Consider the following 24304-nt stretch of genomic DNA (forward strand, 5'->3'; position numbering starts at 1 on the left):
CGTCCCCGCGGACCGGACCTCCCATCCTGCCGCACCCGCGCCCCCGCACGAGGGCTCAGGGCCTTCGCGATCTGGGAAAAGCCCCCGCCACTCCCTTGGCCAGCTCGTTAAGGTGATCGTCGTGACGGCCTCGACACCCTCCACATCCACCGCGGCACAGCCGCCCGCCTTCGCGGCGGCGAGCAGGAACCACTATCGCGCGGCCACGCTGGCCTCCGAGAAGGACCTGCGGATATCTGCCGACCATCTGGCCGGGCTGGCGGCTGAGTGTGCCGTCAAGGCCATCCTGATCGACTTCCTAGGCTCCCGGCTCAACGCGCGGAACATGCCAGAGCATCCAGAGGTGAAGTACCTGGACCGCTCCCGGAGGACGCCGCAGTGGACGAACAAGCACGGCCACCTCCCCGAGCTCTGGGAACACCTCACCGCCGTCGCCCACCGCCGCCGAGGCGGCGGGTCGGGTGCGCTGTTCACACAGCTCATCTGGGAGAATCCGTTCGCCGACTGGGACGTCGGAGACCGCTACTGCGACGGCACCGCGATCACCGACACCATCCTCGACCGGCACCTGAAGGCCGCGTACGACCTCATCGCCGCCCATGAACAGGCCGGCATCCTGGGAACGAGGACCCGCGCATGAGCCGTACCCCCGTGCGGTTCGACACCGCCTGGCAGGCCGCCCTCGAGCACGCCCGGCAGGCCGCGGCGCAGTTCGGCATGGATGTCGTCGTGACCCGGGACGTGCTGGGCCGGGCCTGTCTCATCATCGATGACCGGGGAAACCCCCTCACGCACGACGACACGCGAGTGGTGGCGCTTCGGGACACGTTCACGGCCGCCACGAAGCCCTTCACCGGACTCGAACCGCTCCTGTACGGCAACAAGTTGTTCGCGCCCGAGCTGTACTTCGACGCCGACGACCGCGTCGAGATCAGCCCCCCGCAGGGCGCCGGCACCGGCAGTGTCCACGCGCTGGAACGGACCGTCATCGGCACCGACTGGGCCCGGACCGCCCCTCCGCCCTCCACTGGAACCGCCGGGCGCCGGGACCGGCGGGTGGCGATGTACGGCTTCAAGGGCGGCGTCGGACGCACCACCGCCACCGCCGTCCTCGCCCGGCATCTGGCCGGACAGGGCCGCAGCGTGCTCGTGGTCGACCTCGACCTGGAGTCACCGGGCATCTCGAACCTGCTGGAGGACCCCGCCGGTATCCCCCGCCACGGCATCGTCGACCATCTGATAGAGGCCGGGGTCGGGAACGCCGAGGGGCTGGAGCTGGTGGCGCGCAGCACCGCGTTGCGCTTCAAGGAGGGCAACGGGGAAGTGTGGCTCGCGCCCGCCGGTGGTTCTCCGCTGGCGGGAGAGTCGTACGACTATCTCGCCAAGCTCAACCGCATCTACAGCGACCTCGCCGGGCTCAGCCCCGGAGACGGCGAACGCCCCTTCTCCCTGCGGCTGGAGCAGGCGATCGCCGCCTGCGAGGACCAGGTGACCGAACTGTCGCGGCCACCGGACATCGTCCTACTGGACAGCAGGGCCGGGATGCACGACATCGCGGCAGTCACCCTGACCCGTCTCAGCGGGCTCGCGCTGTTGTTCGCGGTGGACAATCCCTCCACCTGGGAGGGGTACGGGATGCTTTTCGAGCAGTGGCGGCAGCGCCCCGACCTAGCCCGGGAGTTGCGGGAGCGGTTGCGGATCGTGGCGGCCATGTTCCACTCCGCCGGGGACGCGAAGCGGCTGCCCGCGCTGCGTGACCGGGCCCAGCAGTTGTTCGCCTCGACGCTCTATGACCAGCTCGACACGGACGCCACCGGCAGTGGGGACGAGGACGAAGAGCCGTACCACCCTCCTCTGGAGGATGACGACGCCCCGCACTCCCCCATCCCCATCCTGTTCGGCAACGACCTGGTCGGCCTCGACCCCCTCCGCAGCCGCGACTGGCCGGAGCTGCCGTTCGTCGAAGCCGCATACCGGACGTTCACGACTACGGTGGAACGCCTGCTGCCGGAACCACACCCCGCCCCGGAGTCCTCATGACCGCCGTCCCGACCACCGACGAGTACCGCACCCTGATCACCAGGGCCCTCGGTGTCGCGCTCGACGCGGACACGGAGGGTCCCGACCTGCGGCGGCTGTTCACCCCGTCCAGTCACCGCCTCGCCCTCGACCCGGACGTGACCGTGGTCCGCGGAGCGCGCGGCACGGGCAAGACGTACTGGGCGAAGGCGTTGGCCGACCCCGATTTGCGGGAGGTGGCCGCGAGGTCGTACATGATGCCGCGGCTGCGGCGGGTCCGGGTCACCACGGGGTTCACTACGGGGGGCAACACCGGAACCCCGTATCCCGGCAAGCGTAAGATCGCCCGGTTGCTGGGGGAGGGAGCCGATCCCGAGGTGTTCGAGATCTTCTGGCACTCGGTCGTGATGATGGCGCTCGGCGTACCGGAGATCGCGGGCATCCCCGACTGGGCCGACCGCATCCGGTGGGCCAAGGAGAACGAGGACGCATACGACGACGCGCTCAGCAAGGCGGACCGGGAGGCCCGGGACAGCGGCGAGACGCGCGTGCTGCTCTTCGACGCCCTGGACCACCTGCACCGAGACCGCAGGACCGCCGACCTGCTGGTGTCGGCGCTGTTCCAGGTCGCGCTGGAGCTGCGGCTGACCACGGGAGCACTGCGCGCCAAGATCTTCGTACGCCCCGACATGTACGACAGCGCGCCTAGGACATTCCCGGACGCCTCGAAGCTGGGGGCGAACGCTACCGACCTGGAGTGGAGCCGGGAGAACCTGTACGGGCTGCTCTTCCACCAGCTGGGCAACCACCAGAGCCCGGAGGCGGAGAAGTTCCGCGAGCAGCACGGCAAGTGGCAGCCTGAAGGCGAGGGACGGTTCATCGCCCCGGTCGACGTCATCGCCGACGAGAAGCGCCAGGAGCAGGTCTTCATCACACTGGCCGGGCCCTACATGGGAACCGACCGGCGCAAGGGCCACACGTTCACCTGGGTGCCCAACCATCTCCAGGACGGCAAAGGGCGGGTGAGCCCGAGAACCTGGCTGCTCGCCCTGCGCACCGCCGCGACCCTGACGGCCGAACAGCATGCCGGGCACCCGCAGCCGCTGTACTACGAGGCGATCCGAGACAGCCTGCACGCCGCTTCGAATCTGCGGGTGGCGGAACTGAGGGACGACATCGGTTGGGCCGCCACCGCGATCGAACAGTTCGAGGGCGTACAGGTGCCCATGGAGCCGTCCCAGGTCCGGTTTCTGTGGGAGCGGGGTGGTCTCACCGACATCCTGCGGGACATGGCCGAGGCCGACGGAGGCGGCGAAGGGTCCGAGGACGAGGAAGAACCCGAAGGCGGCAGCGGCCCCCGTGACCCCGGTGACCCCTTCGCGCTAATAGAGGAACTCGTGGCCCTCGGCGTACTCACCGAACGCGCCAGTGGCGCCCTGGACCTGCCCGACGTATACCGGCTGGCGTTCAACATCGGCCGCAAGGGCGGGGTTCCGCGCAAGTCGTGAGCCGCCGACCAGCGTCGGCGGCTCACCCCCGAAGCGGCTCCAGCGACTTGAGGAACTCCCCGTCCAGAGGCTCCTTTTCCCCGTCCCCACCGATCACCTCAACCGTGCGGCCGTCGAGTGCCGCGCCCTGGGCACGGTTCTCGACCGGGCACAGCAGCCACAGGCCGTGCGGCACGTCGGCCGGGCGGCGGGCCGCGTTCTGGAGCCGGACCAGGAAGGCGTGACCGCCCTCGTCCCAGTAACGGGCGATCAGTCCCGCGTCGTGGAGGAACAGGACAGTGCGCGGCGCGTCGGCCCGTGCGAGCACCGTCTGCTCCACGCGCTGCCAGACCACCCGCACGAAGGACGCCAGTCCCGGCTTGATGCCACCGGGAGTGGAGAGGCTGTCGGCGCGCAGGACCTTCTCCCAGTCCTGCCCCTTCTCGGTGGCAAGGGCACGGAAGGCGGTGAGGAACACGGCCGAAAGGTCGACCGCCTCGACCGGGAAGGCGGCAGCCACCGCCTCCGCCGCCCCCGCGAACGACGTTCCCTTCACGGTGAGGGCGAGAAACCCGCCCCGCTCCGCCAGCCCGGTGAGCCAGTCCCGCAGCGGGCCGTGCGGGTCCTCGCGGTCGGCGCGGGTGCGGGGCGTGGGCGGCTGGTAGCTGGTGAGGGCGCCGGTGGAGCTCCACGGACCCACCGACTCCGGCGGCCTGGGGAAGAACTTCTCGGCCTCGTCGTCGTACACGAGGTCGAAGCGCGCGCCTTCCAAGGCGTCCAGCAGCTCCACGTGGGTGGGTTCCTGTCCACCCGATAGCAGGTCCAGGGCGGGGAAGCGTGCGCGCAGGCGGGCCACAAGCTCGCCGACGGTGATCCCCCGGTCGCGGCGGATGCCCGCGCCCGCCTGGGAGATCCGCAGCGCCCGTTCCAGGCTCAGGTCACGCGGATACAGCTCCAGCCGGGGGGTGGCCGCGACGCCTGGAGCCGTCGCGGCGGCCAGGGAGACCAGGCGGGTGTCCGCGAGCGGGGCCAGTCCGTCGGGCGCGGGAACGGACCGCAGGATGCGCAGGACCTCGCCGCGGCCGGGCAGGGGGTCCTGTCCGGCCAGCCGCTCGGCCGCCTGGCCGAGGAGCGCCGCGTAGTCCGCCAGCTCGCGCGGGCTGGGATCGTCTGCCCCCGGCAGGGACTCGGAGGCGAGCAGGACCGTGTCGCCACGCCGGTGCACGGCGAACCTGGGCTCGTGCTGCTCGGCGGCGTCCTCCTCCTGGCGCTCGGCGGTCTCCGCGTCGGCCGCGGCCCGTACGACAGCCAGGGCGCCGGCGAAGGTCCGCTCGGCCGTGTCGGACCCGGCGCCGTGCCGGGCCCGCAGTTCGACCGCGGCCTCGTCGGCGGTCATCACCCGGCCGACTGACTGGATGATCTCGGTCAGTTCGGTGCGGACCGGCGCCAGCCAGTGCGTCTCCGCCCATTTCCTGATCTCGATGCGGTGGTGCCGGGAGACGGATGTCTGTTTGATACCCAGGTGGTCGGCGATCCGGGCCTGCACGGGCCAGAAGCCGAGGGGGGAGAGTCCGCCGTCTTCGGGCGGCAGCCCCAGGGTGAGGCGTACGACCTCAGCGCGGTGCGAGCCCTTGCGGCCGGGCTCGGGAGCGAGGAAGGCAGCCATGTCGTCTATCGACAGGATGCGGACCTCGTCGGAACCGGGGGTCGGTGGCGTGGGGGCAGTGTCGTCGGGTGTGCGCCGAGGGGGTGCGTGGGGCGCCGCCGGGCGCAGCGCGGACGCCCACTGCTTGCGGCGCCGGTTGAGTTCCTTGCGGACCAGGGCTCCCGCGCCCCGAGCCTTCGAGATCGCGTACGGCTGGATGTCCAGCAGCTGCTCGACCGTGGTGGCGCCTAGGCCGCCGGCCACCGACACGGCCCGGGGGGACAGCCCGGCGGCCTCCAGCGGCGTCGTCAGTTCGGCCGCCGCAGCGGCGCGGTCGCGGGCCTCCTCCGGGTCGTCGGACGACGTGCCGACGGTGGAGGGAGTCGTGGCGGGCGCGGTCGCGTCGGCCGCCCGGAACACGGCCCGCCAGGTGTCCCACATCTGCCGCAGAGTGTCGAAGCGGTACTCGGTGTCCCGGTGCAGCGCACGCTGGAAGAAGGCGGTGAGTCCGTCGCGCAGTGCGGGCTCGAACAGCTCGGTGGCAATGTGCAGTTGTGCCGACTCGTTGGTCAGCGGGTCGAGTTGTCCCTCGCCCCACAAGGGGCGCTCACCGCTCGCCATCTCGTGGAGGGTGACGGCCGCGGCGTACCGTTCTGCGTGGTCGTCGTAGTGGGCGCGGCGCATCGAGCCGAGGAACGGATCGAGATAGCCGCGCGTGCCGGCCTTCACGTCCCGGTCGGAGGCGTCGGTCAGGGAGAAGTCGAACAGCTTGAGCTGCCAGGTGCGGTCCTTGCGGCGCTGGATGCCGAGGTTGTCCGGCTTGATGTCGCGGTGGCGTACGCCCTGCGCGGCGAGCTGGTCGAGGGCGTGGAACAGGTCGTCGGAGAAGCGCTCCAGTTCGTGGTAAGTCAGCCGCCCCTTGCCGCGCAGGCGGGCGCCGAGCGACTGCTCGCCGGCGTACTCCAGCTCCAGGACGGTCCGCCCGCCGAGTTCCCGCAGCCCCTCTCCACGCAGCTGGACGACGGAGCCGCCGCCGACCTTGCGCAGCGCCCGTTCCTCGGCGCGCAGCCGCCCGGCCTTCTCCTCGTCGAGGGCGACCTTGAAGACATGCTCGTCGATCTGGGTGCGGCCGTCCTCGTCCTCGGTGGCCCGCTCCACAAGCAGGGCGCGGGCGGTGGCGCCGGTGCCCAGGACACGGCGGACCGACCATTCCGCGTCGAGCGACTGTCCGGGCACCGCTTCCAGCGGGTCGACGCAGGCCGCTGCCGGCGAGTCCGGGAGGATACTGGCGCGTTCCGCCTGGTCGAGCAGGTCCAGGAACGCCTCGGCCGATCCGAGCCTTTCGTTGACGTCGGCTCGGGTCGCCCGGAAGACCAGGTCGTCGAGTGCCTCGGGCAGGCCATCGGTCACCGCGAACAAGTGCAGCCCCGCGTCCGTGCGGAGCCGCTCGGCCAGGCCGCTGCGCTGGGTGGCCGGGGGCTGGCCGGTCAGGATTAGATAGGCGACGGCACCGAGGCCGAAGATGTCCAGATCGGCCGGGTCCGCGTACGGCTGGTCCGACTCTGGGGCGAGATAGACGCGGGCCGCGTCCTCGATCAGGGCGGCGTCGAGGGCGGAGCCTCCGATGGAGCGGAAGAACGTGGCGTTGCTGTCGAAGTCCCGGGCCGCGGTCTGCCAGTCGGTGATCCGCAGCTCGGGGCCCGCCCCGTCGGCCCGGAAAGACACGTAGACGGAGCGTGCCGCGAGGGCCCGGTGGTAGAGCGAGCGGTTGTGCGCGTAACGGACCGCCTCGGCGAGCTGCCTGACCAGGTCCAGACGAATCTCGGGCGTGAGCCTGCCACCATAGGTGTCCAGGTACTGGTCGAGGCGGAGATCACCATGACGGTGCCGGAAGAGGATCGCCGGTCCGCCCTGGTGCTCGCGGTAGTCGAGGGCGTCGACGATGCCGCGGTGCGTGATGCCCTGCAGCACCTGGTATTCGCGGCGTGCGGCCCGTTCCGTGGCTCTGCGGGCCGTTTCCGTCGCCATCTGGCTCACCAGATAGATACGGACGCGGCCCTCCTCCTGGACGAGCCCGTCGTCCCGGGTGGCCAGACGGTCCTCCCACGACGGTCCCGCGTCGAGCGGGTGCGGCTCCATCTTCCAGGCATCGCCGAAACGGAGGTGGGCCGTGGACTGGCGGATGCCGATCGCCTTGAGCAGCTGCGGCAGGGTGTGCCGTGAGAACTCCGGGGTGACGCGTCGCTCGGGACGGTCCGGGGGCAGGCCGAGGAAGTCCTGCCAGATCCGCTTCAGGCCGCTGCCGCCGTCGTCACGGCCGTAGACCTTGATCCGCTGGACCTCGTCCAGATGGCTTTCCAAGTCGGGCGATGACAGGAAGACCGCGGGCTCGACGCGCGGTACCGCCCGCTCGGAGATGCCCAGCTTGCGCGCCGCCCACTGGAGCTGGCTCTTCAGCTCCTTGGACTTCAGGTCGGTCAGGTGCAGGGGGTTGTTGATGGTCCGCATGCGGTCGGGCCCCTGGAAGTTCCAGGTCGACCCGGTGTTGTGGAGCTGCCCTGGGTGTCCCTTGATCTCGACGAGGAACAGACCGGCAGGAACGGCGATCAGCAGGTCGCACTCGTTGACCCGGCCGGACATGGCGGTAAAGGAGAACGTGGCCCAGGCACGGTAGGGCTCGGCCTGCGGCATCAGGGCGCGCACCTGGTCCAGTGCGTCCTGCTCCCACGGATAAGGCGAGGGGCGCTCCTGGAACCACTGGCGGGCAGGGCGCGGCGGACCCGGCTTGGGCGCACCGGCCCCCGGTGCCGACCTGCCTCCCTGAGCTGTCACCGTCCGGCCTCCCCAGGCTTTCCTCACGGACCACTGTGCAAAGTGCCTGGTCGAGCCTATCGCGCGCGGAACCGGCCGAGACCGGTTTGTGGACGGAGGACGAGCCCACGTCAGGCGCGTCCATGCCGTCTCGGCCACGCACTGGTGGTGACCGCATGCGCCCTACGACCACGCGGGTCAGTGGCACCCTGGCGCGGCATCGGAAGCACGTGACGACGACGCGTGCAGCGGCAGGAGCAAACGCACGCACGCGCACCCCCGCCACAAAGCCGGAGAGACTGGGCCCGGACCGCAAGGGGGTGTCCAGGCTCGCCGCTACCTGGGGTAGCGGCAGACCCGCGGGAGCCGTGATGCCTTCAGAAGGCTCTCCAGCGACGGGATCGCTTCATCGTGAAACGCCGAGCCCGATGCGCCTGGCAAGAGCCGGCGCAGGGCACGAGTCGCGATGTCGGCAAGGACGGCTCCGGTGTCGGCGCCTATGTCGATGGGCAACGTGCCGATGAGGTTGACCTCGTGGTAGTCCCACTCGTCGATGTGTTCCGTAACGAAATCCACCGTCACCGACTGTCGGCGGGCAAGAAGGAGCAGTTCACAGGCGTGTACGGCGTCGAGGAGATCGAAGCCGAGACGCGCTGTGACGCGCGAGGGGCCGGGACCGGGCTCCTGGCAGGTGATGACGACCTCGTCGGCGTCACGGCTCTTCGCGGTGACGCTCATCTGCATGCCGCCGCGGGCAAGCAGTTCCTGCGCCGCCGACTGTTCGCGCTCGCCGTGCAGGGCGATCGACCACCATGGAAGGGGGCCCCACATTCCGTGTGCGGTCACGTGCTCGGGGAAAGAGTCGAAGGATCGGTACCGCCCCCGCAGATGCTGTTGGAAGGTGACGAGACACCTGTCCTGGAAGTGCTCGTCCCGGCTGCGCTCGCGCAGCAGCTCGTACTCGATGGCACTCATACCCTCCACTGCCAGGGCGATGTGCTCCAACTGCTCCTGAACGATCTTTTCAGCCCGCTCAAGAACACCGCTGAACTCATCGCCGGGAGGAGCCTGATCGAGAAGACGTCCGAGAGCATGCTGCGCGGCCTGGCAGCGGGCGAGATCTCCGCCGAGGCGGACCAGGTGGCGCGCCTTGAGAATGCTCCAGGTACGGGTGGACATCCACCGATCCCAGGCACGGTCGCCGCCACCACGCTGCCCGAGCACCATGGCTCCTACGTTTCCGACACGGAAGTCGGGCTCGTCTTTCAGCCTCTCCCACACGTCGGGGTATGCCTCCAGCGGGGAGGACGGCAACGCCGAGAGTGCCTCGTGAACACGCGTGTCCGTGCTGTCCCACAACTCCCTGAGTTCACGCTCCACGCGTGTGCGGAACACCGTACGTCCTCGCTGGGCAGTCCAGTATTCGAGGAGGAGCATGTCCGTGCTCTCCGGACTCCAGGGGATCAGTCCCAGGCCGTCGAGGACCACCACGGTGGTGGCCAGCCCGTCGCGCTCGAAGCCGGACTGGACCTTGGCGATGAGTTCGGTGAGCTCATCGCGGTCGGGGCCAGGCGCAGTGAAAAACGGGCTGTCGGCGAGCGTGTCACGGATATGCGCCGTGCTCTCACCACGAGCGAGCTGGGCGGCGATTCGCACTACCAGCAGGGATCCGACGAGATCGGGCGCGCCGAAGTCGATACGCAGTCGGCCCTTGCCAAGTGCCGGGATATTCCTGACATGCCAGAGCAACCCCTCTTGGATCGCGTGGAACCACTCCTCACGCAGTGCCGCGAGCGTGGGCTTCTCCTGAGGCGGCCTCCACTTGTTTCGGAACAGCGCGATCGTGTGCCCCTGGTCACCGGCGCGTTGCTGAGGTTTGGGCATGCCCTTTGACGACAGTTCGCGGCTGACGTGACGGTAGAGGGAGTTCATGTCGAGTGGATCGAGCACGTCTGGGACGCCCTCGGAAATGGCTTTCACGAGTTCACCCGTGAACGCGGTGTAACGCGCGTCCGCAGGAGCCATGGCGGCCTGCGTCGCGGCCGAGGCGGTCATGACACAGGTGCCCTCGATGGCGGTCTGGTCCGCAAAGTCGTCCGCCCCTCCCATGTAACCCTCCAGCGCGGCACCGCTGTAGCAACAGTCCAGGATCACGACCTTTCTGGGCGCCGTACTTTCCAGCACTGCGGCGCGGAGATGGCTGAACGCCACCGACTTGTACAGCTTCCGGCCTTGCTCGGAATAGCCCAGTGCGAGATGGAGAAGGCCATCGGGCGATCGCATACCGTGGCCGGCGAAGTACACCACCAGCGTGTCCGTCGCCTCGCTCGCGGCCTGGTGGACGACGTCAAGTACCTCCTCATAATCGGCAGGATTACACACCGTCACGACATGTCCCGCGGGGAGACCTCCCACGTCCGAGGACCTGAACAGCTCCGCCAGCCTGGCGAGGTTGTTGCGCACCGCCGGCAGGTCCGGGAAGTTCTGGTACTCGTCCGCACCGATCAGCACCACACGTGTTGCGTCAGGGTCAGGCAGCCCCATCACCGATTCCCCGAAACTGACGTGGCGGTCGGCTGTCCCGGACCAGCGAGTTCCGGGTTCCCTCTGTGGGGTTCGGGAGCCAACAGCACTGCGACTCGGCGCAAGGTTTCGTCCGACGTATCGTGCACGGTCACCGTCATGCCTCCGCGTTCGAAAGTCACGGCTCCCGGCGGCGAAGGGCGGGCCGCTCGCCAGGCGACCACGATGTTCACCAACAGGCTCGCGGCAGCAATGCCATTGCTGACGAACATGTTGATGATCTCGCCCGCGCTCATGCGGTCAGAAACTTCGGGAGCTCCTGCCAGTTGGATCTCCGCATGACGCCGGAGCTCATGATCCTGGCGGAGCCAGTAGTACAGATCATGCGCCGCTGCGTCGTCGCCCTGCGCATCGACGGTGATCTGGATCTCCACGACGTCTCCCCCTGTTACCTCTGCTGCCCGGCGCTCACGGCAAGGAACGGATACAGAACCGTCATCCCTGCCGCAGCTCTCAGCCCAGAGAGAAGAGTACGTCCCAACTGGCCTTCGTAAATGTGCTGTTGGCTCTCACTCCAGGTTGCCGCCTACGCCGCGTCAGCGTCCCCGGCGACAGCCGCGATCCGAAGCAAGCGCTCCAGCTCCTCCCTCCCCCGCCTGATCAAGCCAAAGGCAACCGCGGGATCCATGTCCCGCGGCAGCGGAGTATCGGTGAGGACATCCGTAAGGGTGTACTGACCCAGCAGCCACCGCTGCAACGCCCGCCAGTCGGCACCCCGATCAAGCGGTAGACCGTCCGCCCACGGCAATGCCTCGTACCGGGTGCCGTCAGTGCCGTTAGCGTGGAGTAGTCCGGAGCGGCGCACGAGACACGGGAAGCAGACGCCGCAATTGGCGATGGGAGGGCCGCCGTTTCGGCGGGTTGGCGGCTTGCCGCAACTCAGGGTGGACTCCAGGTCGGACGAGGTAAGGCCCGCATCGCGTCCGGCTTTGCACACCTCGCCTTTCGTGAGCTGCGCCAAGGGATTGACCACCTTCACCGCGCTCCCCGTGTCGCTCACGGCAGTTACCAAGGCGTTCAGACTGGCCAGCGTGCGTGGGTGCACGGAACGCGTGGAACAAGCGGCCGAACGCGCCGGTGTCAGGGGCGGATTGAGGGCGAGCTGGCCGTTCTCGGGAATGTGCACGGTGTCCACCCCGTGTGCGGTGGCGGCGCGGATCGCGCCCGCCGCATACAGCAGACCACGGGTGCGGGAGGAGGTTTCCAAGCGCAGGCCGGAGCCATCGCCCGCCGGGGTCTGGCTCATCGGTAACAGCAGAACCGGCCGTACTCTGACCAGTCGCTCGACGGCCTTGTACACCCGCTGTTGGAGACGCAGCAGGCCGATCTCGCGAAACATCACGAGCAGCAGCGGTCGGGCGTCGTCGGCGCGCGAACGGGTGGCGGCCCAGCTGAGGGAATCCAGTCCGCCGGAGAACAGCGCGACTTCTGAGGCTCGCGGGTCTTCGGGAGAGACCAGCGCCTCCTGGACGTAGTGACTGGTGAGGGGCCGGAATTCCACGTTCCAGAAGTCCCCGGTGAGGACTTGGAGGAGCGCGGTGAGGTGAGTTCGGACAGCTGCGCTTCCCCACCGCTCGTGTTCCATGACAGGCACAGCAAGGTTGATGCGGCGAGTCCACCGGTCCCGCACTCCGGTCCGGCGTACGTACTTGTCGGCGATGAAGGCAGCCCTAGCGACGCGGAGCAGATCCTCGGCCCAGTCGGGGACGGAACCGGGGAGGTGGTGCCGGTCGGTGATGCGGCGTTCCATTTCCTGGAAGGCTTCCACGCCGATCTCCGTCCAGCGGTCGCCGTCTGGTCGGTCACCTCGGGGGCCGCGCCACCACAGGAAGTGGTCGGAATCGGTCACGCCGCAGCCCCCTCTTCTCCGATGATCTCCTCAGTGATCAGGCCAAGCACCTTCCCGACCGCCCGTGGTACCAACAACTCGGCGATCTTAGGAAGTGCACCCGCCGGATCCTGCACAGCGCCCACCACCGACTGCGCGGTTTCCACAGCCTGTGCAAGGTCCGTCGCTTCGGCGGACTCCGCGCAAGGATTCGGCACCAGGTCCACTACCTTCTCCGCGACCCAGTCGGCGATCCTGCCTTCCGGATCTGCCGCGATGAGCACCGGGACCGCCAGCTTGACGTGCTCGGCGACAACGGACCTAAGGAACTCCCCCACCATGTCGGCGAAGAACACCTGGTAGAGGTCGCACAGGATGTCCCAGGTGAACCCACTGCCGGCGGCGCCTCCGCCCATGGCATCGTCCAGCTCGGGATGTCTGCTCCGGACATCGCGGACCGCCGCGGCCATCCCCCTGCGCACCGCGGCGTCGGCAAGTGTGCCGCCGTCCCCTCCGACCTCCGACACGAGACGCGCGACGAGCGCGTCCTCCGACTCAGCGCCCTCCGTGGCTAGCGATCCCAGAGCCCCGGCAAGCCGTTCGCCGGCCGCACAGGCCGTGTCGTACAACCCAAAGGCCGATCGATCGGCACGGAGTGTCTCGTGCAGGGCGCTCAGGTGGTCCGCCGCGATCTCCTCCAGCCGCTGATCCGCGTTGCGCGAGTCATCCCGCCAGCGCGCCAGCCGCCTCCCGGCGGAGCTCCACGGATCGCCGTTCGGCCCCTTCCATCGCGTGGATGTCCCCACATCGCCCCCAACGATGGTGCTCCAACCTGCACTTCGTCCATGGCATCAGACCGGACGATCCCCAGGTAGGGCGGGACTCGGCCAGGGCCTCACGGACCAGCCAGGTGCTGAAACAGCCGGGGGCATCACTTCCCGTGACACCTACACCTAGAAGCGTGACCAGTCGTAGCGCTGAGTCACAGACATCACGCAAACCCCCGTTCAGGGCAGGTGCCGGGCTGGCAAGATTGCCCCTTGCGTCATGTGCCCTGCTGTTCATGCCCTCTGTACAGGGCTCGCTGACGGCATATCAAATCAGCAACCTCCGACTGCCCGCACCAGACGACATCAGTCGCCTGAAGGCCGCTTGCGATCCGAGTCCGGTCGCAAGTTGTCATCCACCACACAGGCAGTCGGCATACGGGGCGGCCACGCCAGCATGGATTCCACGGTCGTGCACAGGACCCCGGCGAGCGGAGGGTGAAGCCATGGCCAAACTCACAGAGGAGCAGAAGCGGCAACGAGCCGCCAAGCGTGCTCTGCACTCGGCCCTCGAAGCCGAAGCGCATGACCGGCGGCGCCGCGAGCGGGATGAGCAGTGGGAGCGAGAAGGTACACGCCTCAGCTGGGCGGAGTACGTAGCTGGGGAACCCTGCCGCGGTTGCGGACTGCCCATGACGGATGAGCTGGGGAGCTGGCCACCCCTCATGAAGTTGTCCGCGGCGGAGAAGCGCGAATACGAGGAAGCCGACCAGAAGTTCCGGGAGCGACACGCCGACTGCCGGGACGCCCGGTGGGCCGTCAGCGGTTCTCGGGTAAGGCACTGCTGTTTCTGCTGCCCGCCACCGCCGATGGGGCCGAAGCAGGTGGAGAAGCTCGCAAGGCTGTTCGCTTCCTGGCCCTCACGGGAGGAACGCAAGAAGGACCTCGATAGTTGGGCTCTCACTCTCCGTTGCGACCACGTGGTGCCTCATATTCAGCATCGCGAGAACACCCGCGTCTCCACCCGTGTCGTCGACTGCCCAGAGTGCGGAGAGCGTCGCGGCGTAGTGAGCAGTGAGCGGGTAGGGCCGGCGTACCGCGATGACGGGACCATCCGTGAGCGGGTGGCAGCTGATCGAGAGCGGCTCGCTCGGGAACTGGCAGCCGCCGAGGCGAAGCTGACCCGTCAGCAGAAGAACGCGGCGGCAACCCAACGACACATCGCCGAGCTCCAGAAAGAGCTCGGCAGTGAGCCCTGATGAGACGAAGCGCAGTCAGCGACACCGGGTCGTCCCGGCCTCGCTTGCAATGGGTTGCCGACCGGGAGCCCTCGTGTATCGAGACGTTAGGCCCCAGAGGCCGAATCACGCCCCGGCCAGTGCTTAGGCGGGGCGACAGCCGGGTCCGTGATCTGGAGGCGGTTCTGCCTGGTCGGGTCGATCGATGTCAGGGCTACAAGACGCTGGCCGTCAGCTGCTTCGAGTTCGGACAGGGCGTGAGGAAGGGCCGCGCAGACAGTGGCGATCGCCGTGCCCAGACCCACCAAGCCACCGTGCTTGTTGTTCTGGCGGTACTCGATGCGATGCAGGCCCGACTGCGCGATGGCCGCCACTTCGAGTGGCCGGCTGAGCTGCTTGGTGTCGTTGGTGATGACGACCTCGAAGCCGTCGGCCTTGGCCTTGGCGTACAGCTCGATGTCCTTCGTGCCCGTCCAGCCCTTGAGCTCGTGGACGTGGACGACTTCATGTGCCTTCAGCAGGATGCGCACGATCTCGGCCATGGGGCGGGGCACGTTCTCGTCGAGCAGCAGTTTCAAGCGACGACCTGCCGGGGCTCGCTGCTGCCATAGCTGTCGACGTACTCGCTGAAGTCGGCCGCGTCCCGGGCGGCCTCGGCCGTCACTCCTGGGTAGAACTCACCGATCTGGTCCGGCGGGATGCCGTCTCTCACGAGGGCAGCGACATCTGACGCCGGGATCCTGGTGCCTTGGATGACCGGTTCTCCGCCGCGGACCGACTCGTCGACCGCGACGTGCTCACGGGGGGTGAGCAGAGCGGGAATGCTGCGGCCGTCCTTATAGAAGGGCGCGAGAACATCCACCATCTGGTGGATGACCACGTTGCCTCCCTTGATCAGGTCTACGGCGTGGTCGGGTTCAGCCAGATAGATCGTGTCCGGACCTGCGACGAGTTTGTACGAGGAGAGGTGCTCCCACTCGCCGAGGTCTTCTCGAAGTGTGTTCAGCGCGCGGCGGATCTTCTGCAAGGAAGCCTCTTCGCGCAGCTGCACACAGATGCGGAGTGCGACAACGTCTCGGAACGAGTAGAGGATCGGCCTCTCGCTGGAGATCTCGGGCACGAGCACGGCGCCCTTGGGCCCGGAGGCTCGGCGCCAGTGGGACAGCTGGCGCAGCGTCGCGCCGGAAAGAGCCGCGGCGAGTTTGGGTTCGTACGACACCGCGTGCCTCCTTCCGTCTTCCGCCCCCATCGATATCGGCCTGAACGTACCCCATTCTCCTGGAGGCCACCCAGCACAGAAAACGAAGGGGCCATTCAGGGTGAGCCTGGGACGCCCCCTTGCCCCACAGGCCGCTGCCATGGGAATCGCCACAGGCCGGCACACGTCCGCGGGATTTTCGGCCACCCACCGGCGCCGCCCGTATGCGCCGCGTAACCTCACGGGCATGGGGGCATCAGCATCCGGTGCAGGTCAGGACGCCGACGAGGAGGCGCGGCGGCGGCTGAACGCGTACACGTACCTCAGCGCGCCCGAGCGGCTGGAGCACGTCGCGATCATGCGGGTCTTCTGCGGAACGTTGCTGGCGGATCTCGCTGTCCCGGACATCATGGCGAAACTGCGCCAGGCCGGTGCTTCCGCTGCAGGACTCGACGCCGACACTCTCACGGTCCGACTGGAACAGCTGGTCCAGTGGGGAAACCTGCTCCGCAGCAGCCACACGGTGAACGCGTCCAGCATCAGCGAGTACCAGCGTTCCCGCTCGCGCTACCAGCTGTCGAAACTGGGCGAACGTATCCAGCGGGATGCCGACGAAGTCCTCACCGAAGCCGACGCCGCCCGCGAGGTGAGCAACGAACTGCTGGCACTGGTCGAGCGCGGACTACGGGAGTTGGCCGACCTCGTGACCGCGCCGGGCGGCGTCGAGCCGCAGGACGGGCTGGAGCGGATCAGCACGCTGTTCGTGCAGTTCACCGAGTTCGCGGACTCCATACGCGACTTCTACGCCTACCTCGGTCAGGTGCTGTCCCGCTACGACCTGGACAGCGCCGAGTACCAGGGCTTCAAGGAGCTGCTCCTGGACTACGTCGAGGCGATCACGGAGGACGTGGCGTTTCGCGCGCCCCGGATCTCGGCGGCGTTGGACACCCTGTGGCCGCACATCCCGGCTCTGCTGGACCGGCTGGACTCCCACGCCCAGGGGCTCACCGGGCTCTCGGCGCAGGCGCAGGCTCAGGGCGAAAGCCGCCCGGAGATCCGCATCCAGCGCAGCCGGGGCCGCGAATTCGCGGACTGGGAGGGCCTGCGCGGCTGGTTCAGCAATATCGACGGCCAGGGCAGCCAGGTCGACCAGCTGCGCGACGCCACCCTGCGCGCGTTGCAGTCGTTGCTCGCCAATGCCAAACGGATGCTGCGGTCGGCCACCGGGGAGATGTCCCGGCGCAAGGATCTGCTGCGACTGGCCCGCTGGTTCGACGAAGCGGCGCCGCGGGACGCACACGACATCGCCGTCGCCGCCTTCGGGCTGTACGGCGCGCGGCATCTGGGCATACCTCCGGCCCCCGACGAGGTGGTGCCCGCCTACACGAGTTGGTGGACCGGTCCGGTGGTCGAGGTGCCGGTGGCCCTGCGTGAAAGAGGCAGCCGAGCCCAGCGGGGCCGGGCCTCAGCGGTGGAGGACCACTCCGCGCAGAAGCAGCTGTTGAGGGAGGCAGCCCGTCAGCGGGCAGCGGCCAGGGCCGCGGCGGCCGACGAACTGCGCAGCGCGTCCGGCCGGTTCGCCGAGGTACGTCTCACGTCGGCGGCGCTCGGCCTGCTCCTGGAGCTGCTGGCCACAGCGCTCGGAAACGCACAGCTCAGCAGGCCCGTCAGCACGGACGGGGAGCGGAGGGCGGGGTTCGACCTCGACTCGGCCAGCAGTGAAGACGCCGAACTGCGTATCCGCCTCACCGTGCACCGGACGGCAGGCACGCGAACGGTGCTGTACTCGGCCGACGGCGACCTGCTGCTGGACGACCTGGAGCTGGACATCGTTCGCACCTCCGCCGCGGTCGACGGCGAAGCGGAGGCGAGCGTGTCATGACCCTTCCCTCGACTCACGACGTAGCCCTGGCAGCGGAGCGCCGCACCGCCGCCCGGTTGCTGCTCGCTCACCCGCTGATCGCGTCGGACGGCCCCCACGCCGACCTCTTCCCTCTGATCCGCAGGCACGCCGACTGGCTGGGCAAACGGTTCCAGCAGGTGCTCGGCTACCGCCTGCTGGTCGACAGCTCCTACGCCCGGCTGTTCAAGGCGGGGCTGGGGGCGGGTTCGGGGCATCGGCTGGAGCGCTCCACCGGCACCCCGTTCACCCCGCACACGTACGCCTGCCTCGCGCTGGCCCTGTCCGTGCTGGTGACCGCGCCCGAGCAGATGCTGCTGTCACACCTGGTCGCCGATATCAGGGCTGCCGCGGCCGACGCCGGGATCGAGCTGGAGGAACCGGGCCGGGCGGCCGGGAAGCGGACCCTGGTCGCGGCTCTGCGCCAGCTCGTCGACTGGGGGGTACTCATCGAGACCGAGGGACATGTGGCCGCGCTTGCGCAGGAGGCGGGCGGAGAAGCCCTGATCACGATAGATCGGAAGCTGGCACGCGTGGTCGTCGCCGGTCCGCTCTCCCAGGCACGGGACGGCGCCGACCTGGTCCGGCGGGCAGCGGACCCGGGCTTCGGCGGACCACGCACCTACGTGCGCCGGATGCTCGTCGAGACACCCGTCGTCCACCTCGACGAGCTGACCGACGCCGAGCGTGACTGGCTGCGCACCCGGCAGCGCCGTGAAGCCCAGGCTTTCTCCGAACTCCTCGGTCTGGAGATGGAGATCCGTGCCGAGGGCGCGGCGCTGGTGGACCCCGAGGAGGAGCTGACGGATCTGCACCTGCCAGGCACCGGGACCGTCGCACAGGCCGCGCTGCTGCTGACGGAACGGCTCGTGGAACGGCTTCTGCCGCAGGAGCCAGGGCATCCGGCGACCGGCGGGACGCTCGTCATCGGGGTGGCTGTCCCGGACAACCTGGTGGATGAGGTGCTGGCCGGGCTGATCGCGGAGTACGGGCAGCGCAGCAACTGGCAACGCGGCTACCTGGAGGACCTTCCCTCACTGCGAGAGGCCGTACTGGACCTGCTGGTCCGCATGCGGCTGATGGCCCGCGCGGGCCCGCTGCGCGCCGAGGGCGAAGGACTGCCGGAGGGGTACGTCGAAGAGGCGTCGGAAGGACGCACGGTGACCGATGTCCATGGCGTACGGCCCGGGGGCGACGGCTGGGTGCTGCTGGCCGCAGCGGCCCGCTACGCCACTCACGTCACGGTGCGCCCGGCCACCGGCGCCGGCAAAGGCACGGACGTGCAAGAGGAGTTGCCGCTATGACCACCGATGCGCGTGGCCTCGTTCCGCTTCCGCGTTCCGGCGTCGCGGCAACCGCCGGCCCCGCAACGAACAGCAGCACCCGATTCCGGCTGCACCGGGCGGGCATCCAGAACGTCTGGCAGTACGACGAGCAGGAGTTCTCCTTCGGCGACGGACGGCTGCTGCTGCGCGGCAAGAACGGCGCGGGTAAGTCCAAGGCCCTGGAGATGCTGCTCCCGTATCTTCTGGACGGCGACTCCCGGGCACTGGACGCGACAGGCACCGGGCGCACCTCGCTCGCCTGGCTGATGCTGGACGGGTTCGAGCAGACCAACCGTCTCGGGTATCTGTGGGTGGAGTTCCGGGGCGCGGACGTCGACGGCGGTCACCGCCACCTGACGCTCGGTGCCGCCATCCGGGCCTCGAAGTCGACGCAGAAGGCGCTGCCGACGTTCTTCGTCACCCCGCTGCGGATCGGTGAGGACCTGCACCTGGTCGAGGCCGGTAAGCCGCTGCCGGTCGACCGGCTCAAGGAGATCGTCGGCTCCGACAACACGACCGACCGCGCGGTCCAGCACCGTGCGCGTGTGGCCCGGGAACTGTTCGGCATCACCGACGCGACGCGCTACCGCAACCTCACCCAGCTCCTCCACCGGCTGCGGCGCCCGACGGTCGGCGACCGGATCGAACACGGGGGCCTGGTCTCTCTGCTGAGCGAGACCCTGCCGGGGCTCGACGAGGACGTGGTTGAAAAGGTGGCGCGCAACCTCCACGACCTCGACGCCGTACGGGACGAACTCGGCCGCCTGGAACGCACCGACACGGCCTTGCGCACGTTCCTCACCAGTTACCGCGGCTACCTGGCCGGCGTCCTGCGCACCTCCGCCCAGAGAGTGAGCCACGAGCTGGGCGTCCTCGCTCAGCGGCGCCGGGCGGCCGGAGACGCCGCCCAGCGGACGAGCGACCTGAGGACGCAGGAGAAGGAGTCGGAGGGCCGACTGGAGACCCTGCGCGAGGAGGAACAGGACGCCCGGACCGATCTGGCTGCCCTGCACGCCAGTCACGCCTACGGCAGCCTGCGCGAACTGTCCGAGCGCCGCGGCACGGTGGAGGCACTGCACACCGCCGCCGCGGCCGCTTTCACCACCCTGCGCAACGCCCACGACGCGGAGGAGGGCTCGGCGGAGCGGCTGGCCGAAGGTGTCGAACACCTCGGAAGTCGGCTGGCCGAGCTGGGAACCGAACACCGGGAGCTGCTGACGCAGGCGGAGAAGGCCGGGCTTCCCACCGGCCATCTCGGCGAGGCGGTGGCTCTGCCGCGCACGGTTCTTGCCCAGGCCACCGAGACCGAGCTGACGACTCCAGGCGGGGAGACACGTACCGTACCGCACCGGTCGGTGGCCCGTGTGGACACGGTCACGGCACGGGAAGGGCTGCGGTCCTGGCAGAACCAGCTGGAGGATGCCGAGGCCGTCGCGAGAAACCGGGCCCGGATGGTTCAGGAGGTGACCCGCCTCATCTCACGGGCGGACGAGGCCCGGGCCGCGGCGGCTCAGGCCGATGCCGAGCGGGAACGGCTGGAAGGCGAGGCGGAAGAGGCCGCCGGCCATCTCGACGGCAGCCGTCAGAAAGTCGCCGAGGAGAGCGACGCCTACTCCCGTCAAGTCGCCGAGTGGGCGGCGCGTACGCGGACTGCGCTGGGTCCCGACTGCCCACCACTGGACGCCGTCCACGCCACCGTCGGCCACGAGTTCTCTTCCGACGCGCCGTTCGCGGACCGCACGCTGCCACCCGACATCGACAGCCAGGCGTGGCGGACAGCTCAGGCCGCGTTGGAGCCGTACGGCGAGGAACTCACCGGCCGCCGGGACGCCCTGGCACTCGGCGTCAACCGGCTCGGCGAGGAACTCGACCACCTGGCGGAGCAGAAGCGGGACTGGGAGCAACGTACCGACCCCGAGCCGCCGGCCCCGCACCATCGCGCCACCGCGAGGACGCCGGGCAGTGGAGCCCCTTTCTATCGGCTCGTGGACTTCGTGGAAGACCTGGCTCCGGCCGACCGAGCCGGTCTGGAAGGGGCACTGGAGGCGAGCGGAATCCTGGACGCGTGGGTGAGCGCGGCCGGCGTCCTTCTCGATCCACGCACCCGGGACATCCTTCTCCAGCCGGGTCCCGTGCTGTCCGACGGGCGCACTCTCGCCTCGGCCCTGCGCCCAGGCCCTGAACCGGATTGCGGCGTCACCTCCGAGCAGGTGGAGGGTCTCCTGGCCACCATCGCACTCGCACCGGCACAGGCGACCTTCGCGCACAACGCGGTCTTCTACGACGGCAGTTGGCGCCTGGGCGTACTCAACGGTCGTCACGACAAGGGCGACACCGAGTACGTGGGAGCCGCCGTACGCGCCGAGACCAGGCGACGCATCCTCGCCGAGTTGGAGGAGCGGATCACGCATACGGAACAGCGGCTGACCGATGTCCGCGAGGAGCTCGCCGTAGCCGATGCCATGCGTCGGGCGCTCACGCTCGCGGAACGGGATTTCCCCAGGGCGCGGAGTCTCGCGGACGCATGGAGCAGGACAGAATCAGCCGAGCGGATCCTGCGCGACCTGACCGCCAAGGCGGCGCGGCTGGCCGAGGAGGCACGCGCTCTGGCGGTATCGGCACGGACCGAGGCGGATGCCACCGCGACCGCCCACGACCTGCCCGGCGACCCGGCCGCCCTGGACCGTGTGCGTACCGCACTGGCCGGTCTGCTCAGCGGTGTCGGGCATCTGCGCAGGGCCGTCAGCGGCACGGGCGAGCGGCTCGGTACGAACCAGGCCGATGCCGACCGGTACGGACGCGCCCGAGAGGATCGCCTGGCCGCAGACGAGAGCTACCGGCTCCACCTCGCCGGGCTGCGCACCGCTGAGCAGGACCTGCGCACCCGCGAGGAGGCCATCGGATCGTCCGAGGAGGAGATCCTCTCCCGCGAGCAGGAGGCCAAACAGCGCATCTCGAACGCCGTCCGCGCCCTGCCCGGGGCGCAACGAGCCCGCGACGACCTCCACGACCTACGCGTGCGCGCGGAAGAGGACGAGAAGCGCCTGCGCGGGACCCTGGCGGACCAGGAAACGACGGTCATCGACACCGGCAGCGCTCTTCGCGGTGCTCTCAGCCGACCGGAGGTGGTGCTCGGCGCCGGCCTCGACCGGTCCTCGCTGCCCGAGTACGTGTCGGACGATCCCAGCGCGGATGTGCGCAGCCGTCTGCGAGCACTGCAGACCCTCGCCGAGGCCGTGGAACAGGCCCTCGGCCGCCCGAAGGGCGAGGTGTCGGACAGCACCCTGCTCAACCGTCACACCGATCTGCGCGACCAACTGGCCGGCGGATTCGACGCGCAGCTGGAGGAGCGCGACGGGATCAAGGTGTGCCGCTTGGTCGACGACCACGGGTCCCATGACGTCGCGGTCGTGGGCGAGCGGATCGCGGTTCAGGCCGCGGAGGCCCGGGGGCGACTCACCGAGCGCGAACGTGAGGTCTTCCAGCGGTTCCTGACCGGCGAGCTCGGCGACCACCTATCGGCACAGGTCATCACCGCGGCGAACCTGGTCGCAGCTCTCAACGACACCCTGCGGACCGTGCGCACCTCCCACGGCCTCGGCGTCGAGCTGCTGTGGAAGCTGGACGAGGACGTGGACGCGGATGTGCGCGCGGCCGTCGAGCTGCTGCGCAGTCCGTCGAGCCTCAGGACGCGCGATCAGACCGAGCAGCTGCGCGAGGTGCTGCAACGCCGAATCGAGGACGCCCGCCGTGCCGACCCGTCAGCCGGTTACGCCGCCCATCTGCGGACCGCTCTGGACTACCGCGACTGGTTCCGTTTCCACACCTTCGTGGTCGAGGACGCGGCTCCGGGCCGCCGTCGGAAACTGACCGGCCGGACCGGGCTCAGCCAGGGCGAACAACGCGTGCTCTCCTACCTCGTGCTCTTCGCCGCAGCAGCCGCCCACTTCACCAGCCTCGCCGAGTCGGCACCGCACGCGCCACGCCTGATCCTCCTGGACGACGCCTTCGCCAAGGTCGACGAACCAACCCACGGTCGGCTGGGCCGTATTCTCGTCGACCTCGATCTCGACTTTGTCCTCACCAGCGAGCGGCTCATGGGCAACTGGCCCGAGGTTCCGTCCCTGCACATCTACGAGTGCCTCCGTGATCCCCACGTACGCGGGGTGGCCACCCTGCACTGCACCTGGAATGGTCGGCACCGGCGTCTGGTGTCCGTATGAGCGGGCTGCACGCCGCAACGCGCGACTGGCTGACGGGACCTGGACTCACCCGGCTCTGGCAGGGGGCACGTAAACGCCTGGAGAGCAACGGCGTACAGGCCACGGGTTCGCTCCGGCTGACCGCGATGAACGCCCAGGAACGCAACGACCTGTCTCTCCTGCTGGGTAAACCCCTCACAGGTGCCGCCGTGACCATACGGCTCGACGTGCTCGACGCACGGCTACGCTCCTCGGCTGCGGGACTCGGACTCAGACAGACCCTGGAGGAACTCGGCCCGCCACTCACCGACCGCTGCGCCGTCCGCGCGGGCGTGGCGGCACGGCGGGAGCAGGTGTGGTCGTTCCTTGCTTCGTCACTGGACGCCTCCCCACTCGCCGACCAGGAATGGCCCCGGCAGTGGTACGGCCTGCTGCGCCGTGCCGGTGTTCCGAGAGGAGTGACGCCCGAAGCGGCGACATGGACACTCCAGCAGGCGGTCCAAGTCCTCACCGCTCTCCTCGGACCCGAAGGACCTGAACGCAACGGCACACGCGGCCGAGGAGAACTCGCCGCCATGACGACCGGCTCCGCGCACGGCCTGGACGACGGCACCTGGCTCGCACGCCTCGTCCAACGCGGGGTCGCCCTCGCCCATGGCACCGAGTTCCCCGACGACGCGGCCGGTCGACGCGCTCTCTGGCGGCTGGTGTCCGTCACGCCGGACGAGGTCTCCAGCACGGTGCTCACCTACGGGCTGCGGCCCAACGGCGAGGGCTGGCGGGAACGTGCCCTGCGGGAGCGGGCCGACCATCACGCCGAGGTTCACGTCACCCCACACGACCTGCATGATCTCCGGCTGCGACTCCCCACCGGAACGCTCATCCACATCTGTGAGAATCCGCGGGTGGTGGAAGCTGCGGCGGACGCGGCCTGCGTCCAACCCCTCGTGTGTACCTCCGGCAGCGCCGCCACCGTAGTCTTCACGCTTCTCGACGCCCTCGCCGCCACGGGGTGCTGCTTCGCCTACCACGGCGACTTCGACTGGCCGGGGATCGCTCTGGCCAACCGGGTCATCCGCCGCTATGAAGCCCGACCGTGGCGGATGGGCGCTGCGGATTACGAGCATCTGGCCGCTCGCAGCCAGGCGGAGGGCATCCCTCAACTGGCGCTCGACGGCCAGCCAGTCAACGCGGACTGGGACCCGGATCTCGCCCCCGCAATGACCGCCCTCGGCGTCGCGCTCCACGAGGAGGCGACCCTCGAACTCCTGGTGGACGACCTGTCCCGCCAGACGTAGGAC

15 protein-coding genes are annotated in these 24304 nt (G+C 69.2%); 8 read left to right on the forward strand and 7 right to left on the reverse strand.

From position 1 onward, the window contains the following. Positions 1 to 121 precede the first annotated feature (121 nt). The 3 genes from ACIQOU_RS08205 to ACIQOU_RS08215 are packed head-to-tail and all read left to right on the forward strand — an operon-like array spanning position 122 to position 3527. Positions 122 to 640 (forward strand): hypothetical protein, encoded by a 519-nt coding sequence (locus ACIQOU_RS08205; RefSeq protein WP_401535064.1) that lies wholly within the window; start codon positions 122 to 124, stop codon positions 638 to 640. After that, entirely contained in the window at positions 637 to 2040 is a 1404-nt protein-coding gene (locus tag ACIQOU_RS08210; protein ID WP_401535066.1) for a KGGVGR-motif variant AAA ATPase, read from the forward strand. Before ACIQOU_RS08205 ends, ACIQOU_RS08210 begins: the two co-directional genes overlap by 4 nt. Beyond that, positions 2037 to 3527, forward strand: a complete 1491-nt coding sequence (locus ACIQOU_RS08215; protein ID WP_401535069.1) for a hypothetical protein — start codon at positions 2037 to 2039, stop codon at positions 3525 to 3527. The genes ACIQOU_RS08210 and ACIQOU_RS08215 overlap by 4 nt, the downstream gene beginning before the upstream one ends. A gap of 22 nt (positions 3528 to 3549) precedes the next feature. On the opposite strand, the gene pglW is transcribed toward ACIQOU_RS08215, so the two are convergent. The 5 genes from pglW to ACIQOU_RS08240 form a co-directional block, all read right to left on the reverse strand. Next, positions 3550 to 7983 carry a BREX system serine/threonine kinase PglW gene (gene pglW / locus ACIQOU_RS08220; protein WP_401535071.1) on the reverse strand — a complete coding sequence of 1478 codons (4434 nt, stop codon included), beginning with the start codon at positions 7981 to 7983 and terminating at the stop codon, positions 3550 to 3552. A gap of 315 nt (positions 7984 to 8298) precedes the next feature. Continuing rightward, positions 8299 to 10476, reverse strand: coding sequence for a caspase domain-containing protein (locus ACIQOU_RS08225; RefSeq protein ID WP_401535073.1), 2178 nt, complete (start codon positions 10474 to 10476; stop codon positions 8299 to 8301). Positions 10477 to 10505: 29 nt separating this feature from the next. Continuing rightward, positions 10506 to 10919: a hypothetical protein gene (locus ACIQOU_RS08230; RefSeq protein ID WP_401535075.1), complete on the reverse strand. Its 414-nt coding sequence runs from the start codon at positions 10917 to 10919 to the stop codon at positions 10506 to 10508. A 152-nt stretch (positions 10920 to 11071) separates the two neighbouring features. Next, complete coding sequence (locus tag ACIQOU_RS08235) at positions 11072 to 12394, reverse strand: 7-cyano-7-deazaguanine synthase (protein ID WP_401535077.1); 1323 nt, start codon at positions 12392 to 12394, stop codon at positions 11072 to 11074. Beyond that, the gene (locus ACIQOU_RS08240) at positions 12391 to 13179 is read right to left on the reverse strand and encodes a hypothetical protein (protein WP_401535080.1); all 789 of its coding nucleotides are present in this window, start codon (positions 13177 to 13179) and stop codon (positions 12391 to 12393) included. The genes ACIQOU_RS08235 and ACIQOU_RS08240 overlap by 4 nt, the downstream gene beginning before the upstream one ends. Positions 13180 to 13832: 653 nt before the next feature. Here ACIQOU_RS08240 and ACIQOU_RS08245 point away from each other — a divergent pair. Further along, positions 13833 to 14399 carry a hypothetical protein gene (locus ACIQOU_RS08245; protein WP_401535082.1) on the forward strand — a complete coding sequence of 189 codons (567 nt, stop codon included), beginning with the start codon at positions 13833 to 13835 and terminating at the stop codon, positions 14397 to 14399. A gap of 86 nt (positions 14400 to 14485) precedes the next feature. On the opposite strand, the gene ACIQOU_RS08250 is transcribed toward ACIQOU_RS08245, so the two are convergent. Both ACIQOU_RS08250 and ACIQOU_RS08255 read right to left on the reverse strand, forming a co-directional pair. After that, positions 14486 to 14956: a DUF5615 family PIN-like protein gene (locus tag ACIQOU_RS08250; protein ID WP_401535084.1), complete on the reverse strand. Its 471-nt coding sequence runs from the start codon at positions 14954 to 14956 to the stop codon at positions 14486 to 14488. Then, on the reverse strand, positions 14953 to 15597 hold the full coding sequence (locus ACIQOU_RS08255; protein ID WP_097251353.1) for a DUF433 domain-containing protein: 645 nt from the start codon (positions 15595 to 15597) through the stop codon (positions 14953 to 14955). Before ACIQOU_RS08255 ends, ACIQOU_RS08250 begins: the two co-directional genes overlap by 4 nt. A 226-nt stretch (positions 15598 to 15823) precedes the next feature. On the opposite strand from ACIQOU_RS08255, the gene ACIQOU_RS08260 reads away from it, so the two are divergent. Genes ACIQOU_RS08260 through ACIQOU_RS08275 form a run of 4 tightly spaced genes read left to right on the forward strand, consistent with a single transcriptional unit; the run spans position 15824 to position 24301 of the window. After that, positions 15824 to 17458, forward strand: coding sequence for a TIGR02677 family protein (locus ACIQOU_RS08260; RefSeq protein WP_401535086.1), 1635 nt, complete (start codon positions 15824 to 15826; stop codon positions 17456 to 17458). Beyond that, entirely contained in the window at positions 17455 to 18780 is a 1326-nt protein-coding gene (locus tag ACIQOU_RS08265; RefSeq protein ID WP_401535088.1) for a TIGR02678 family protein, read from the forward strand. Before ACIQOU_RS08260 ends, ACIQOU_RS08265 begins: the two co-directional genes overlap by 4 nt. Then, positions 18777 to 23024, forward strand: a complete 4248-nt coding sequence (locus ACIQOU_RS08270; protein WP_401535090.1) for a TIGR02680 family protein — start codon at positions 18777 to 18779, stop codon at positions 23022 to 23024. Before ACIQOU_RS08265 ends, ACIQOU_RS08270 begins: the two co-directional genes overlap by 4 nt. Beyond that, complete coding sequence (locus ACIQOU_RS08275; protein WP_401535092.1) at positions 23021 to 24301, forward strand: TIGR02679 family protein; 1281 nt, start codon at positions 23021 to 23023, stop codon at positions 24299 to 24301. The genes ACIQOU_RS08270 and ACIQOU_RS08275 overlap by 4 nt, the downstream gene beginning before the upstream one ends. Positions 24302 to 24304: the final 3 nt, after the last annotated feature.

The sequence above is a fragment of the Streptomyces sp. NPDC091279 genome (assembly GCF_044757465.1).
Taxonomy (GTDB): Bacteria; Actinomycetota; Actinomycetes; order Streptomycetales; family Streptomycetaceae; genus Streptomyces.